We start from the raw sequence: 12,697 nt of genomic DNA on the forward strand, positions 1-12,697 counted from the left end.
GGCCGATTTCCGGGCCGAGTTGGAACGCCTCGCTCGGGAGAACTACGTGCCGGTGACCGCACGGGACTTCCAGACGGGCCGCATCGACATCCCGGCCGGCACGCACCCCGTGGTCCTCACGTTCGACGACTCGACCAACAGTCAGGTGCGCCTCGGCCCCGGCGGGACCCCGGCGCCGGACACCGCAGTGGCCATCCTGGCGGAAACGGCGAAGAAGTTCCCCGCCTTCACGCCGGTGGCGACCTTCTTCGTCAACGCGGACGCCTTCTCGGCGACGGGCTCCGCCAAGGCCCTGACCTGGCTGAAGGAGCACGGCCACGAGGTCGCCAACCACACCGGCGGGCACGAGAACCTGCGCTCTTTGGACCAGGCGGGCGCCGCGAGGGCGATCTCGGCGGGCCAGGAGGCGATCGAGCGGGCCGCGCCCGGGACGCAGGTCACCTCGCTCGCCCTGCCCTTCGGTGCCATGCCCGAGCCGGCCGGGGTCGCACTGCGCGGATCGGGCTACCGATACGACGGGGTGTACCTCGTGGGGGCCAACCCCTCGGTCTCGCCGTTCGCGAAGGCTTTCACCCCCGGCGCGATCCCCCGGATCCGCTCGGCGGGACACAACGACGAGGACGCCGAGTTCGGTTCGTCGCATTGGCTGGACAAGCTCGCCGCCGGGAAGAGCCGGTACGTCTCGGACGGGGACCCGAACACCGTCGCCTTCCCGAGCGCCTCGCAGAACGAGCTGTCGCCGGCCTTCGCGAAGCGGGCCCGGCCGTACTGACCACTGACCACTGGCCACTGAGGACTGACCTCTGGCCTCTGGCCAGGTCGGCAGCCGCCCACGGCCTACGGATATCCGGGGATGTTTAGTACAATACTGGAGTAAATGTACTGCGTATCCCTACGTGCGCTGAGCGGGTCGACCCCGCGCGGCACCGCCGGGCGATGGGAGTACGGACATGGTCGAGCCGGACACCCCGGAACGGCGGGGCCGCCTGAGCCGCCCCCTGGTGCTCGCCGCGGCCGTCGCCCTCGTCGACCGCGAGGGCCTGGCGGCGCTCACCATGCGCCGCCTGGCCGCCGACCTGGGTGTGGAGCCCATGGCCATCTACCGGTACACCGTCGGCAAGGAGGCCCTGCTCGACGGGCTCGTCGAGGCCTTCTTCGCCGAGGTGAACGACCGGCTGCGCACCTCGGCCGGCACGGCCTTCGACGTCACGTCCGACGTACCCGCCTGGCGGGCGGAGCTGCGGCGGATCGCCCGAGCCTTCGCCGCCGTGGTGCACGCCCATCCCGAGATCCTGCCCGTCGTGGCCACCCGCCCGCTCAGCGTGCCGGTGGCCCGGCGCCCGGCGCCGATGCTGCAGCTCACCGAACACATCCTCGCCGTCCTCGGCCGGGCCGGATTCGACGACGCCACCGCGCTGACGATCTACCGCGCCTTCGTGGCGTGGAACCTCGGCTGCCTCCTCGTGGACAAGCGCCAGGTGGTCGACAACCCCGACGAGCCCGACCTGATGCTGCGGCTCGGCCTGCACCGGCTGCCCGCCGCCGAGTACCCGCGACTGCGCGCCCTCGCCCCGAAACTCGCGGATTACGACGACGAACAGGAACTCATAGCCGGTCTCGACAGCCTGCTCAGCCGCATGCCCGAGGCGCCCCTTGACGCCTTCTACGGCGGAGGCGCACGCTGAGGATACGACGTACACATCGCTCATATGCGTACGTATCCCACCGACGGCGCCGCAAGGAGGCCCGTCATGTCCAACGAGAACGAGTACACAGTCCTGCGCGTCCGGGTCACGGCCAAGGACGCCGACACCCTCCGCGCACTGCTGCGCGAGGCCCGTCCCGACGTCGGCGGACGCGTCCGCGAGGCCGAGGACGGCAGTCTCACCATCGACGCTTATGTCTCCCCCGAACAGGCCGAAGCCCTCGAGCGCGACGGCGTGACGGTCACGACCGTCGAGGACGCCGCCGCCGTCGGCCGCGCCCGCCAGGCCGAGGTCGGGCAGGGCGACCGGTATGCACCGGAGGACGCTGTTCCGCAGGGTCTCGCCCTCAAGGTGAAGGACGCCTAGGAGGGACGCCATGCCGTACATGAACATCACCGAGGTCTCCTCCGCAGTGACCAGCCTGGCCACCGCCTTCGACGACACGGCCGACCTCGTCGAACTGCCCGAGCCCACCTTCGAGGGCCGGACCTGCCATGCCCTGCGTATCGGTGTCCACACCCTGGTGCCGAAGCCCGCCGTCGTCCTCATCGGCGGCGCCCACGCCCGCGAATGGGGCAGCTGCGAGATCCTCGTCAACCTCGCGGCCGACCTGCTGCACGGCCACGCCGGCGGGACGGGCCTGGCGTACGGCGGTACGAGCTTCACCTCCGCCCAGGTGCGCACGATCATGGAGGAGCTCGACGTCATCGTCTTCCCGCTCGTCAACCCCGACGGCCGGCACTACAGCCAGACCGTCGACCCGATGTGGCGCAGGAACCGCAACCCGGCCCAGTCCGGGGGCGACCCGGCCGCCATCGGGGTTGACCTCAACCGCAACTACGACCACCTCTTCGACTTCAAGACGGCGTTCCACCCGGACGCCCCGGTCCGGGTCTCGGACGACCCGTCCGACCCCGACCAGGTGTACCAGGGGCCCCGGCCGTTCTCGGAGCCCGAGACGCGCAACGTCCGCGCGCTGCTCGACGGCCACCCGCGCACCCGCTGGTTCGTCGACGTGCACAGCTACACCCAGAACATGCTCTACGTCTGGGGCGACGACCAGAACCAGTCCCTCGACCCGGCGAAGACCTTCCACAACCGCGATTTCGACCACAAGCGCGGGCTGCGGGACGACCTGCTCTACGCGGAGTTCCTCGCCAAGACCGATGCCGACGACTCCGCGGTGCTCGCGGAGCAGTTCTGCAAGGCCCTGAAGGGCGTACGGGGCAAGGAGTACACCCCGAAGTCCGCCTTCGACCTGTACCCGACCTGCGGTACGAGCGACGACTACGCCTACGCGCGGCACATCCTCAACCCGTCGAGCGAGAGGATCCTGGCCTTCACCATCGAGTGGGGCAAGAGCTTCCACCCGCCGTGGGCCGAGATGAAGAAGATCGTCCTCGACGTCGACGCCGGCCTGGTGCAGTTCTGCCTGACCGCCGCCACGTGAGGGTGGTTCCCGTTCATGGTCGAGGCGCCCGCGGGGCGGGCGCCTCAACCATGGCAACCACGGGGCCTACGCGGCCCGCGTGTAGTGGTAGAAGAACGGGTCGATCGACGGTGGCACCCGCGTGACGTTGTCGAGGTCGAGCAGCTGGTGGCTGACGAAGTCGGCGCGCCGCTGGTACGTCACCCCCTCCGGGAAGTTGGCCGGGTCGGGCGTGTTGTTGCCCGAGAACACCCCGTAGAAGTCCCGGCCGACCGCCAGCAGGCGGATGTAGTCGCCGAGGTACGGCAGGAAGCGCGCCACGGGCACGGCGGCCGACGACTGGTGCAGCAGGTGGCGTTCGGCCGGGGTCTGCCAGTCGTCGGCGGTCAGCTCCAGCACCGTCATCCACTGCCCGTCCTTGAACTGCTGGTAGGCCAGCCCGAGGAGGGAGTCCGTGTTGACGGCCAGCGCCGGGTTCTTGGCGTTGATGACGGTGCGCACGTCGTCGTCCGACCAGGTCTGGCCGCGGTCGGTGGAGTGGCGTACGTGCAGGGTGCAGCCCAGCTGCCCGCCCACCCGGTCGCACCAGGCCACCCAGACGCCGGCCGCGTCCGCGGGGTCCACCGCGATCGCGAGGTCGCCGCCGAGGCGCTCCTGGCCCATCTCCCCGTTGAACCGCTCGGTCCGGTCCACCACGACCCGCTGGCCGATGGCCGAGTCGTCGGCGTCCTTCAGGTCCTGGAAGGCGTTCGCCCCGACGCCTCCGCCGTCGTCCCGGGAGACCACGACGTCGTAGGTGACGTTCAGGATGCCGCCGCCGGCCTCGACGGCGTTCCGCCAGCTCTCGTGAGCCGCGTAGACCGTGCCGTCGGGGTGGAGCGCGATGCGTACCGGCGGCCCGTCCTGACCGAAGGGGGTGCGCTGTTCGACCCGGTTCTGCGTGAACCCGGCGGGCGCCGGAGCCGTGCGGGCGTCGTCGGAGACCTCTACGGCGGCGGACCGGGGCCGCCGTCCCATGTCGTTGTTGCCGACGTACACCCGGTCGCGGGCGGGGCCGGCGCCGGTGCTCCCGGCCACGAGCCAGGGCTGGTCCGGTGCGTCCCGGGAAACCAGGACCTCCATGGGTGCCGTAGAGGAGACGCCCGGGGAGCGCAGGATCTGCATGCGCAGGACGCCCTCCAGGCGCCGGGCCTTGGCGTTGAGGATGCCCGCGTAGAGGGCGCCGCCCTTCGACGCGAAGCTGATCGAGAGGTCTCCTGTGCCCTGCGTCGAGGTGGCGCCGGGGACGACGTTCCGCAGGACCCACGTGTCCCCGCCGTTGGTCGACACGTACACCGGGGCGAGGGGGCCCCGCATCGGGTCGAGGGTGAACGCGCTCGCGACGATCTGTCGGGGATCCTCGGGGTTGACGGCGAGGTCGGGCTCGGCGTCCTGGGAGCGGTCGCCGCTCAGTGCGGCGGGGGTGATGTCGACGACCTTGAGCGTGGGCATGCCCGCTCACCTCCGTGCTGCCTGCAGCGTTTCGAGCTTCTGCGCAGGCTGGTAGTCGTCCGGGTGGAGGATCTGGAACGGGGCCCACGCCGCCAGGTCGCCCTCGGTGGCGTGCAGCAGCCACATTCCCTCCTGCGAGGCCTTCGGCTTCGGAGCCGAGTACCAGTGGATGTCCCGGCTGTTGGGGTAGAGCACGGTGATCCGCCCCGGGGTGAGCTCGCCATGCTCCACGTGGCTCACGTCGAGCTGTGCGAGCCACCAGTCGGGCGTGTGCTCGGTGACGTTCGGCGACTCGCCGCTCCCCGCCTGCGCGCGGGTTGCCTGCTGCAGGCCGACGACCACGCCGACCACCACCGCGTCCGCCTCGTCCGCGTGGGACACCATGTCCTCGTCCTCGATGTCGCGCTGGAGCGCGGAGAACGGCATCGCGTCGGCGGTCGTCGCGGCGCGCGCGATGTTGGGCCGGACGACGTCCGGGGACACCCGTCCGACTTCCTTGACGGCCAGGGCCTCGCCGTAGACCGCCTCGTGGGTGAAGAAGGCGGCCGCATCGCCGACGGCCGGCAGGTCGAGCTCGTCCGACAGCTGTACGGTGACCTCGCTGCCGGCGAGGTTCTTCAAGGCGTCGGGTGCGTGCAGCACCACGTCCACCTTGACCACGGCGGTCCGCTCGTCGGCCGGTACGTCCGCCACCCGTGTGTCACCGAGCCGGGTGACCGTACCGACGAAACTCAGCGGTGCCTGCCTGATGAGGTCCCTCACGTCCTCGGGCATGGCGGTCCTCCTCTCGCTTCGGCCCGGTCCCCGCTAGCGCGTGCCGTGCGCGGCGGCCGGGTGCGCCCTGCGCCATTCCAGCCGTGCGCCGAGCGCGCACAGGACGGTGACCAGGGCGGTGACGGACACGATGAGCCACTCGAGGGCTCCGCTGCCGGCGTCGGGCTCGACGCCGAAGAGGAGCTCGATCCAGTCGTGCCAGAGGAGCGTGACGAGGAGGAGCAGCCCGGAGAGTGCTCCCAGGGCGACCTCGAGCCAGAACCGGGGGCGGAGGGTGCCGGGGTTGCGGTCGTGCAGGGCATGGAAAGCCATCGCGGCCTCCCCTCTGTTACGCGCCCCGCGCGGAAAGGGGCGCTCGGGGGATCGGCGTACACCTACGAGGCACGCGTACTACGTAAACAAGTCTCCGCGCGGGCACATGCCCCGGTCAAGGGACCCGCTCCCCCGGCGTCACCGGCCGGTGCGGGGTGCGTGGTCCTGTGCGAAGGCGTCGAACACCTCCCGCGGCGTTCCGCTGGTGTGGAGGAAGCGCTCGTCCAGAATGACGGCGAGGTCCTCCAGCGCGGCGCGCAGTACGGCGCCCGCGAGCCGGACGTCCGGCAGCCGGGCGCCGGCTGCCTGGCCGGCGAGGTTGTCGGCGTACGCGAGGTTGCGGGCCAGGGACGTACGGTCGTCCCCGTCATGGAAGTAGTACGACTCCGCGTACTGCATGAAGTCGACGGAGATCACGGAGATTCCGGCGGCCAGGCTGTCGATGACCGCCGCTCCCGCGTCGGTGTCGATCTGCTCCGTCGTGGGGTGCGTGCACGACAGGTGCGACAGGCGCAGTGCCAGCGCCCGGCGCCGGGCCAGGGCCGGGTAGATGCCGAGGGTCCACGACACCGTCGCCGTCAGCAGGACGAAACCGACCACGGCCTCCAAGGGGGCGAGGATGCGCAGCCAGCCCTCGGCGGGCGCGATGTCGCCCAGGCCGAGCGTGGAGATGTGGACCAGGGAGATGTAGAGCGCGTCGAGAAAATCCGCGTGCTCCGCGGGCCGCAGCCCGACGGCATAGGTGAAGTCCTCCGGCATGTGCGGCCAGTAGATGAGCGCCCAGCCCACCACCACGACCAGGGCCCACACGGCGACCACCGTGACCATCGCCACCGGTCCCGCCAGCCCGGAGGCGCGGCGTCCGCCCCTCAGCGAGGCCGTCAGCCTCCACAGGAGCGACATCACCAGCCGACTCAGCCCGCCGTGGCGCGTGGGGTGCCACAGCGTGTGGAAGACGTCCCGCAGGATGTACAGCACCGAGACGAAACCCACGGCATTGACGAACCAGCCCACTGGCCTTCCCTCTCACGTCACACCGGCGCTTCGGGAAACGTACCGTCCGGACGGCCCGCTTGCCGCGGTGCTGCCTGGCTCTCCGGCACAAGAGAGTGCTCCGAAATCACCCGTTTGGAGTAACCACGCGCGCCCGCAGACACGTCGCGCCGCCATGCTGGAAGGACCCGAACGGGCTAACCCGAGAGGAGTAGGCCATGCGCCTCAGGCGAACACTCGGCCTGGCTTTCGCAACCCTGGCCTTCGCAGGAATGAGCGCCACGGCGTCATTCACGGCCGAAGCGGCGGCAGCACCCCAGGTGTCCTGGGGGGACTGCAAGTACGGCCACGGATACCCGGTCAAACACAGCGACGGCTACTGGTACTGCCAAGGCGGCACCTACGACGGCCAGCGGATCTACGGCAGCACCGGCTACTGACCCCGCACGGCCTTGGGTCGTCGGCTCGCAACCGACGGCCCAAGGGCGTTTCGGCGGCCGTGGGTGTGCCGCTCAGGCGCCCAGGGCCGTGATCGCGGTGTCCAGCCGTGCGGTCAGCGCGTCCAGGTCCTCTGCTGCCGGGGAGCCGGAGGAGCCGAGGGCGTCGGCGAGGTCCCGGCCGGAGACGACCTCGACGGCCCCGGCGTAGCGGGGCGAGGTCAGGCGGGCCGTGGGGACCACCTCGGTGCGGCCCTCCAGCAAGACCAGCGAGTGGTCCCGGCCCGCCGGATCCAGCAGCGCGCGGACCTGGTCCGGGGTGACGTGCATGCCCGCCTCCTCACCGGTCCGAGGGGCCGGGCCCGCCGCCCCGCCGGCGTCGTCCGCCGCGGCTCCCGCCCCCGGCCTCGTCCCCAGCCTCGCGGGCCGGCCGGTCCTGCTCCGCCTCGACGCCCTTCAGCGGCTCGCCGCTGCCCGTGCCCGCCCGGTGGTAGCCCTCCCGCGCGCCGGCCGTGCCGGGAACGGTGCGCTCGTGCGCCTGGCTCTCGGATCCGGAGTGGGCTCCGGGTTCCGCTTCGTCGCGCGCCCTCGCGAACGCGTCTTCGTCCTTGCGCCTTTGCCGACTCATCTCGTGCTCCTCTCCGGTACCGCCCGGGTGGCTGTCCTGGCTGCCGGCCGCGCGGTGCGGCCAGCGTGCGCCCGTAGCGTCTTCCCGGCCGCCGGGCCGCCAACCCGCAGCGCCACGGCGCCCTGCGCATCGGCTCCGGACGGGCGCGGCGAACGACGCGCCGGGCTCTCGGCCCTGCTGCGTAGTCGTCTCGGTGCCGGGCGCGCATAGTGGTGGTGTGAGCACGGATCGCAAGGTCGCAGGCGGCAACAGCACCCCCGACCCGAGCCGACCGCTGCCGGACGGCACCGGCGGCGAGGAGGCGCAGGTCATCGTGGTCGGCGCGGGACCTGCCGGTTCCGCCGCCGCGGTGCACCTGGCACGCGCGGGTGTGGACGTCCTGCTGCTGGAGAAGAGCGACTTCCCCCGGGAAAAGGTCTGCGGCGACGGTCTCACTCCCCGCGGCGTCCACCAGCTGGTGCGCATGGGCATCGACATCAACGCGCCGGGCTGGATGCGCAACCGGGGCATGCGCTGGGTGTGCGGCGGACAGCAGGTCGAACTGGACTGGCCCCGCCTGGGCACCGTGCCCGACTTCGGGCTGACCCGCAGCCGCCACGACTTCGACGACCTCCTCGCCGCGCACGCCCGTACCGCCGGCGCCCGCCTGCACACCCGGGTCAAGGTGACGGCCCCGCTCACCGACCGGGCCGGCCGCGTCGTCGGGGTCTCCGCCACCCGAGGGCCGGACGGGGAGCCGGTGCGCTACAGGGCGCCGCTCGTCGTCGCGGCCGACGGGGCCTCCGCACGTACGGCTCTGGCCCTGGGACTGCAACGCGACACGCACCGGCCCGTCGCGGCCGCCGCCCGCCGCTACTACCGCAGCCCGGCCCGCACCCACGACCCGTACCTGGAACTGTGGGCCGACCTGCGCTGCCCCGGCACCGGACGGGACCTGCCCGGATACGGCTGGGTGTTCCCGCTCGGAGACGGCCGCGTCAACGTCGGCCTCGGCGCCCTGCCACAACACCGCCACCACCGGCCGGTCGACCTGCGCGCCGCACTGGAACACTGGCTCCGGCGCACCCCCGAGCAGTGGGGACTACGCGAGGACAACGCCGACTCGCCACTGCGCAGCTCACCCCTGCCCATGGGCCTGAACCGGCGCCCGCAGTACCGGGGCGGACTGCTCCTGGTAGGCGACAGCGCCGGCATGGTCAGCCCCTGGAGCGGCGAAGGCGTCGCCCAGGCCATGGAAGCCGCAGAGGTCGCCGCCGACACCATCGTCCTGGCCCTCGCGCGACCCGCCGGACCACGACGCGAACACGCGTTGCAGCAGTACCCGGCCCAGATCCGCCGCCGCTGGGGCCGCTACTACCGCCTCGGCAACCTCGCCGGCGACCTGGTGTTCTCCCGCTATGGCTTCCGCCCCCTCCTGCACCCCCGGGTCATGGCCTCCCCCGCGCTCCTGCGCACCCTCGCCCGTCTCCTCACCCAGGTGTCCGACGAACCCGCCCACGACACCATCGACGCCGTCCTGCACACCCTCCTGCGCCTCGTGCCCACCCCGCGTCGCTGAGCACGCCGTATTTACGTCGCCCTCTCCTGCCCTGAGGCGTGCCGTGACATTCACCACCGGAAGTTTTCTGAAAATTGCTGCAAGCTTTTGCAGGCGTGGATAGGGTGAGGCCACTCCTCAACCACCCACGAAGGGACCCGAATCCATGCAGGGACCGGGACGCCGACGCGCGACCGTCAGCGCGGCGGCAGCGCTGGCCGCCGCGCTCCTCTCCGGCGCTTCGCCGTCCGCCGCCGCGGACGTCCCGGCGAGTGCGCCGATCCACTTCCAGGTGACCGCAGGCACCGAGTGGGGCGACCAGGTGTTCGCCGTCGGCAGTACTCCGGCGCTCGGGTCCTGGGATCCGGCACGGGCCGTGCCCCTCGATGCGCGCGGCTACCCCACCTGGGCTGCCGACGGCGTCGTCGCCTCCGGCTCCCCCGTCGAGTACAAGTACCTGGTGAAGAAGGCCGACGGAACGATCACGTGGGAGGAGGGCGCGAACCGCCTCCTGCGGCCTTGGGCCGACGCCCCCGTCACCACCCGGGACACCTTCCGGCTCACCGCCGCCACGCCGGCCTCCGGCATCGCGCCGACGTGTGCCGGCTGGTCCGAGACCTGGCGCTACACCTCCGTCTTCAACGGCTGCGGCAGCCCCTACACCCTCCAGGTGCTCTACCGCGACGGCAGCGCGTCGATCTGCCGGGAGGTCGCCCCCGCAGCGACCGCCACCTTCCCGGGGTACGGCCCGTACGAGAACCACCCCGTGGCCGTCAACCACTGCTGAACGGCCGCGCCCCGGCCGGCCCACGGACGGCCGCCCCGTGGTGTGGAACCGTCCGCGGTGCCGCATTCTGCGGGTATGGGATCGATCATCGTCCTGTTCGAGCTGGAACCGGACCGGGCCATCGGCCCCGACGGCGTCGAGCCCGTCGTGGTCCGCGTGCATGCCGCCGGCGCCGATCCCGACGTACCGGAGGACCCGGCGCCCCGCACGCTGTGCGGGAAGGACACCGACCCGATGGAGCACGCGCACTACCGGCCGGCGGCACCGGGTGAGCCGTGGTACCCGGCCCCACTGGAGGACCGGCGGTGCCACGCGTGCGAGGCGGCGCTGCGGTTGCTCTGAGCGCCTGCCGCCGCCGTTCCTCAGTCCGGGCGGGCGTCCTCGGCCAGCCCGGCGGTCCAGCCGAAGGGAAGTTCGGCGCCGTCCACGGTCACCGCTTCGACGGTCCGCGTCTCCGGGTCGATCTCGGCCTGCACCCCCTCACCCGCGTAGCGTGGATAGCCGGAAACGCCGAGCGCGCCGGTGGCCTCGACCCGGGCGGTACGCAGGACGGTCTCGCGGTCGCGTTCGGCTTCGGAACCCGGTTCGGCGGGCGGTCCCGGGTGCAGCACGATCGTGTACCGGGCGGGGACGTCGGCCCGGCCGGGCTCGGCGGAGGCAGTCATGGGGCCAGGCTAGTGAGAGGCCGGGCCGCGAACGCGGAGGCGAGGCGTGGAGTCGCCCCTCCGGCCTCTCGCCGGCCCCTCCCGGCCCCTCCCGGGCCCTCCCGGCCCTCCCGGCCCTCCCGGCCCTCCCGGCCCGCAGAGAACGGCGGGCCATGCCGGTTTAGCCGCAGATGGTGCGGTTAGTCGCCCTGTACCGGGAGGCGCTCCCGCCACCCGGCATCATCACGGGAGGTGACGGCGATGGTACTGCCGATCCGACGCCACGGGAGCAGTCCGGGTGCAGTGCTGCATGGACGGGACCCGTTCGCGGAGTTCGAGAGCATGTGGGACCAGATGGGCCGGTTCCTGGAGCAGGCCGCCGCACCCGCCGGGGGCAGCGGGACCTGGCTGCCGAAGGCCGAGGAGGCGGAGGACGACGACTCGTACACGCTCAAGCTGGAACTGCCCGGCTACCCGGCCGAGAGCATCGACGTCGAGGTCGAGGGCGAGGAGCTGATCGTCAGCGGCGAACTGTCCGAGGAACATCACGGCAAGGTCCTCAGCAGTCGGCGGGCCGGCTTCATGTACCGGACGAGCCTGCCGGCCGGAGCGGATCCCGAGCGTTGCGACGCGCGCCTCGATGACGGTGTCCTCACCCTGACCATCCCCAAGACGACACGGCAGCAGCGCCGCAGGATCGAAATCGCGCAGCACAAGCAACAGCACGAACTCGGGGGAAAGGCGTCGGGCGAGCCGGCGGGCGCGAGCCGCATGACCCCGGTCGAAGCGCACAACACCTTCGTGGCGGGCGCCACGGCCCGGGCCGAGGAGGAACAGGCCCGCGGCGACACCGCTGGATCCCCCGGGGCATCCACCCTGGGAGAGCCGGAGACGGGCATCTGACCACCCCCGCCTCGCGCTTTGAACCCGCCCGCGCCGCCATGCCCGACGGTGCGGGCGGGTCCAAGCCCTGCGATCTCCGCGGCCGAGCCGACCCGTACGGCCGGCTGCCGGGGCGCCCGCCCCACACCTCGCCCGACACCGCCAACGGCCTCTGTTCTGCCCGACCTTCGACGGGGAAGCGCCTGACCGGGCCGACCGGCTCCGCCGGGACAGGGCGGTCGGCCGCCAGACGGCGGCGCGGCACAGGCGCGTCAAGAAATTCTTGACAAGTCGGCGCCGTCAAGGTTTCTTTGACGCATGTTGATCTTGAACTCGAAGACCCGGCACGAGGACGACGACGTCCCTCCCGCCCCCGCACCCAGGGCCGCCGCCCTCGACGCTCTCGAACCCCTTGCGGGAGCACGCCGATGACCGACGAACCACTGCTCCACCCGGCCGAGATGGACCGGATCCGGGAAGGTATCGCCGCAGCCGTCCTCGGCGCCCCCGAGGGGCTGGCCGACTCACTGGAACACGACGCCCACGGGTACCTGCGCCTGGTGGACGCGTCGCGCGTCGGCGCCGAGGAGGCGAGCCGGCTGCTGCGCGAGGCCGTCCAGGGCGCCAGGGCCGCCGGGCACAGCTGGGACACGGTGGGCCGCGTCCTGGGAGTGAGCCGCCAAGCCGCCCAGCAGCGCTTCGCGGCCAAGGCCGTCGGCCCGGGCGCGTCGGCACCGCCCGCCGAAGGGCCGAACGCCCCGAAGCGCCGCACCCTCAGCGGGTTGTCCGCGTTCAACGAGATGGCCGCCCTGGAGGAGGCCGGCCGCGACGGCTGGCACATGGTCGGCTACGGCCCCTTCTTCCACGAGGTGGAGGCGTCAGGCCAGCCCTGGGAGCACTGCCGGGTCGCGCTCCCCTCCGTCGCGCGACACCGGCGGATGCAGTCCGAAGGCTGGATTCCGGTAGGCGCGGGATGGTTCCCGTGGCGGTACTACAAGCGGCCCATGACCCCCGGTGCCTGAGGGGTGGTGCAGAAGGCCTGGTGGGGGTTGCCCCGACGCGCTGTCGGGGAGGTGC

General features: G+C 72.1%; 17 protein-coding genes. 10 read left to right on the forward strand and 7 right to left on the reverse strand.

Going from position 1 to position 12,697, the window contains the following annotated elements:
* The 4 genes from AB0F11_RS35550 to AB0F11_RS35565 form a co-directional block, all read left to right on the forward strand.
* Nucleotides 1-772: polysaccharide deacetylase family protein (locus AB0F11_RS35550; RefSeq protein ID WP_362183161.1), on the forward strand; the 772-nt coding region annotated here is incomplete at its 5' end.
* 178 nt (nt 773-950) lie between these two features.
* Nucleotides 951-1,685, forward strand: coding sequence for a TetR/AcrR family transcriptional regulator C-terminal domain-containing protein (locus AB0F11_RS35555; protein WP_362183164.1), 735 nt, complete (start codon nt 951-953; stop codon nt 1,683-1,685).
* 66 nt (nt 1,686-1,751) lie between these two features.
* Nucleotides 1,752-2,072 carry a hypothetical protein gene (locus AB0F11_RS35560; protein ID WP_362183166.1) on the forward strand — a complete coding sequence of 107 codons (321 nt, stop codon included), beginning with the start codon at nt 1,752-1,754 and terminating at the stop codon, nt 2,070-2,072.
* Nucleotides 2,073-2,082: 10 nt separating this feature from the next.
* Nucleotides 2,083-3,156: a M14 family metallopeptidase gene (locus AB0F11_RS35565; RefSeq protein WP_362183169.1), complete on the forward strand. Its 1,074-nt coding sequence runs from the start codon at nt 2,083-2,085 to the stop codon at nt 3,154-3,156.
* 66 nt (nt 3,157-3,222) lie between these two features.
* Here the strand turns inward: AB0F11_RS35565 and AB0F11_RS35570 are convergent, their stop codons facing one another.
* From AB0F11_RS35570 to AB0F11_RS35585, 4 genes are all read right to left on the reverse strand, one after another.
* Nucleotides 3,223-4,626 carry a hypothetical protein gene (locus tag AB0F11_RS35570; RefSeq protein ID WP_362183172.1) on the reverse strand — a complete coding sequence of 468 codons (1,404 nt, stop codon included), beginning with the start codon at nt 4,624-4,626 and terminating at the stop codon, nt 3,223-3,225.
* A 6-nt stretch (nt 4,627-4,632) separates the two neighbouring features.
* Nucleotides 4,633-5,400, reverse strand: a complete 768-nt coding sequence (locus tag AB0F11_RS35575) for a hypothetical protein (RefSeq protein ID WP_362183175.1) — start codon at nt 5,398-5,400, stop codon at nt 4,633-4,635.
* Nucleotides 5,401-5,433: 33 nt separating this feature from the next.
* Nucleotides 5,434-5,712, reverse strand: a complete 279-nt coding sequence (locus AB0F11_RS35580; protein WP_362183178.1) for an ABC transporter permease — start codon at nt 5,710-5,712, stop codon at nt 5,434-5,436.
* 138 nt (nt 5,713-5,850) lie between these two features.
* Complete coding sequence (locus AB0F11_RS35585) at nt 5,851-6,726, reverse strand: potassium channel family protein (RefSeq protein WP_362183181.1); 876 nt, start codon at nt 6,724-6,726, stop codon at nt 5,851-5,853.
* Nucleotides 6,727-6,923: 197 nt separating this feature from the next.
* Here AB0F11_RS35585 and AB0F11_RS35590 point away from each other — a divergent pair, with 197 nt between their 5' ends.
* On the forward strand, nt 6,924-7,145 hold the full coding sequence (locus AB0F11_RS35590) for a hypothetical protein (protein WP_362183184.1): 222 nt from the start codon (nt 6,924-6,926) through the stop codon (nt 7,143-7,145).
* Between the two features lie 72 nt (nt 7,146-7,217).
* Here the strand turns inward: AB0F11_RS35590 and AB0F11_RS35595 are convergent, their stop codons facing one another.
* Together AB0F11_RS35595 and AB0F11_RS35600 are read right to left on the reverse strand one after the other, a co-directional pair.
* Nucleotides 7,218-7,472 (reverse strand): hypothetical protein, encoded by a 255-nt coding sequence (locus AB0F11_RS35595; protein ID WP_362183187.1) that lies wholly within the window; start codon nt 7,470-7,472, stop codon nt 7,218-7,220.
* Nucleotides 7,473-7,482: 10 nt separating this feature from the next.
* On the reverse strand, nt 7,483-7,770 hold the full coding sequence (locus AB0F11_RS35600; RefSeq protein ID WP_362183190.1) for a hypothetical protein: 288 nt from the start codon (nt 7,768-7,770) through the stop codon (nt 7,483-7,485).
* 274 nt (nt 7,771-8,044) lie between these two features.
* On the opposite strand from AB0F11_RS35600, the gene AB0F11_RS35605 reads away from it, so the two are divergent.
* The 3 genes from AB0F11_RS35605 to AB0F11_RS35615 all read left to right on the forward strand — a co-directional run bounded on the left by AB0F11_RS35605 (nt 8,045) and on the right by AB0F11_RS35615 (nt 10,436).
* Nucleotides 8,045-9,328: a geranylgeranyl reductase family protein gene (locus tag AB0F11_RS35605; RefSeq protein WP_362183207.1), complete on the forward strand. Its 1,284-nt coding sequence runs from the start codon at nt 8,045-8,047 to the stop codon at nt 9,326-9,328.
* A 145-nt stretch (nt 9,329-9,473) separates the two neighbouring features.
* A complete protein-coding gene (locus AB0F11_RS35610; RefSeq protein ID WP_362183192.1) occupies nt 9,474-10,094 on the forward strand; it encodes a carbohydrate-binding module family 20 domain-containing protein in 621 nt (206 codons plus the stop codon).
* Nucleotides 10,095-10,169: 75 nt separating this feature from the next.
* On the forward strand, nt 10,170-10,436 hold the full coding sequence (locus tag AB0F11_RS35615; RefSeq protein WP_362183195.1) for a hypothetical protein: 267 nt from the start codon (nt 10,170-10,172) through the stop codon (nt 10,434-10,436).
* Nucleotides 10,437-10,456: 20 nt separating this feature from the next.
* Here AB0F11_RS35615 and AB0F11_RS35620 read toward each other — a convergent pair whose 3' ends face one another.
* Entirely contained in the window at nt 10,457-10,759 is a 303-nt protein-coding gene (locus AB0F11_RS35620) for a hypothetical protein (protein ID WP_362183198.1), read from the reverse strand.
* Between the two features lie 282 nt (nt 10,760-11,041).
* Here AB0F11_RS35620 and AB0F11_RS35625 point away from each other — a divergent pair, with 282 nt between their 5' ends.
* Together AB0F11_RS35625 and AB0F11_RS35630 are read left to right on the forward strand one after the other, a co-directional pair.
* Nucleotides 11,042-11,641 carry an Hsp20/alpha crystallin family protein gene (locus tag AB0F11_RS35625; RefSeq protein ID WP_362183201.1) on the forward strand — a complete coding sequence of 200 codons (600 nt, stop codon included), beginning with the start codon at nt 11,042-11,044 and terminating at the stop codon, nt 11,639-11,641.
* Nucleotides 11,642-12,048: 407 nt separating this feature from the next.
* Nucleotides 12,049-12,642 carry a hypothetical protein gene (locus tag AB0F11_RS35630; protein WP_362183204.1) on the forward strand — a complete coding sequence of 198 codons (594 nt, stop codon included), beginning with the start codon at nt 12,049-12,051 and terminating at the stop codon, nt 12,640-12,642.
* The last annotated feature ends 55 nt before the right edge of the window (nt 12,643-12,697 follow it).

Source organism: Streptomyces sp. NPDC032472, assembly GCF_040636955.1.
Lineage (GTDB): Bacteria > Actinomycetota > Actinomycetes > Streptomycetales > Streptomycetaceae > Streptomyces.

What these genes read in the sequence shown, in the direction of transcription:
- AB0F11_RS35555 (WP_362183164.1), top strand. Translation starts at nt 951, where the DNA reads ATGGTCGAGCCGGACACCCCGGAACGGCGGGGCCGCCTGAGCCGCCCC.
- AB0F11_RS35560 (WP_362183166.1), top strand. Translation starts at nt 1,752, where the DNA reads ATGTCCAACGAGAACGAGTACACAGTCCTGCGCGTCCGGGTCACGGCC.
- AB0F11_RS35565 (WP_362183169.1), top strand. Translation starts at nt 2,083, where the DNA reads ATGCCGTACATGAACATCACCGAGGTCTCCTCCGCAGTGACCAGCCTG.
- AB0F11_RS35570 (WP_362183172.1), bottom strand. Translation starts at nt 4,626, where the DNA reads ATGCCCACGCTCAAGGTCGTCGACATCACCCCCGCCGCACTGAGCGGC.
- AB0F11_RS35575 (WP_362183175.1), bottom strand. Translation starts at nt 5,400, where the DNA reads ATGCCCGAGGACGTGAGGGACCTCATCAGGCAGGCACCGCTGAGTTTC.
- AB0F11_RS35580 (WP_362183178.1), bottom strand. Translation starts at nt 5,712, where the DNA reads ATGGCTTTCCATGCCCTGCACGACCGCAACCCCGGCACCCTCCGCCCC.
- AB0F11_RS35590 (WP_362183184.1), top strand. Translation starts at nt 6,924, where the DNA reads ATGCGCCTCAGGCGAACACTCGGCCTGGCTTTCGCAACCCTGGCCTTC.
- AB0F11_RS35595 (WP_362183187.1), bottom strand. Translation starts at nt 7,472, where the DNA reads ATGCACGTCACCCCGGACCAGGTCCGCGCGCTGCTGGATCCGGCGGGC.
- AB0F11_RS35600 (WP_362183190.1), bottom strand. Translation starts at nt 7,770, where the DNA reads ATGAGTCGGCAAAGGCGCAAGGACGAAGACGCGTTCGCGAGGGCGCGC.
- AB0F11_RS35610 (WP_362183192.1), top strand. Translation starts at nt 9,474, where the DNA reads ATGCAGGGACCGGGACGCCGACGCGCGACCGTCAGCGCGGCGGCAGCG.
- AB0F11_RS35615 (WP_362183195.1), top strand. Translation starts at nt 10,170, where the DNA reads ATGGGATCGATCATCGTCCTGTTCGAGCTGGAACCGGACCGGGCCATC.
- AB0F11_RS35620 (WP_362183198.1), bottom strand. Translation starts at nt 10,759, where the DNA reads ATGACTGCCTCCGCCGAGCCCGGCCGGGCCGACGTCCCCGCCCGGTAC.
- AB0F11_RS35630 (WP_362183204.1), top strand. Translation starts at nt 12,049, where the DNA reads ATGACCGACGAACCACTGCTCCACCCGGCCGAGATGGACCGGATCCGG.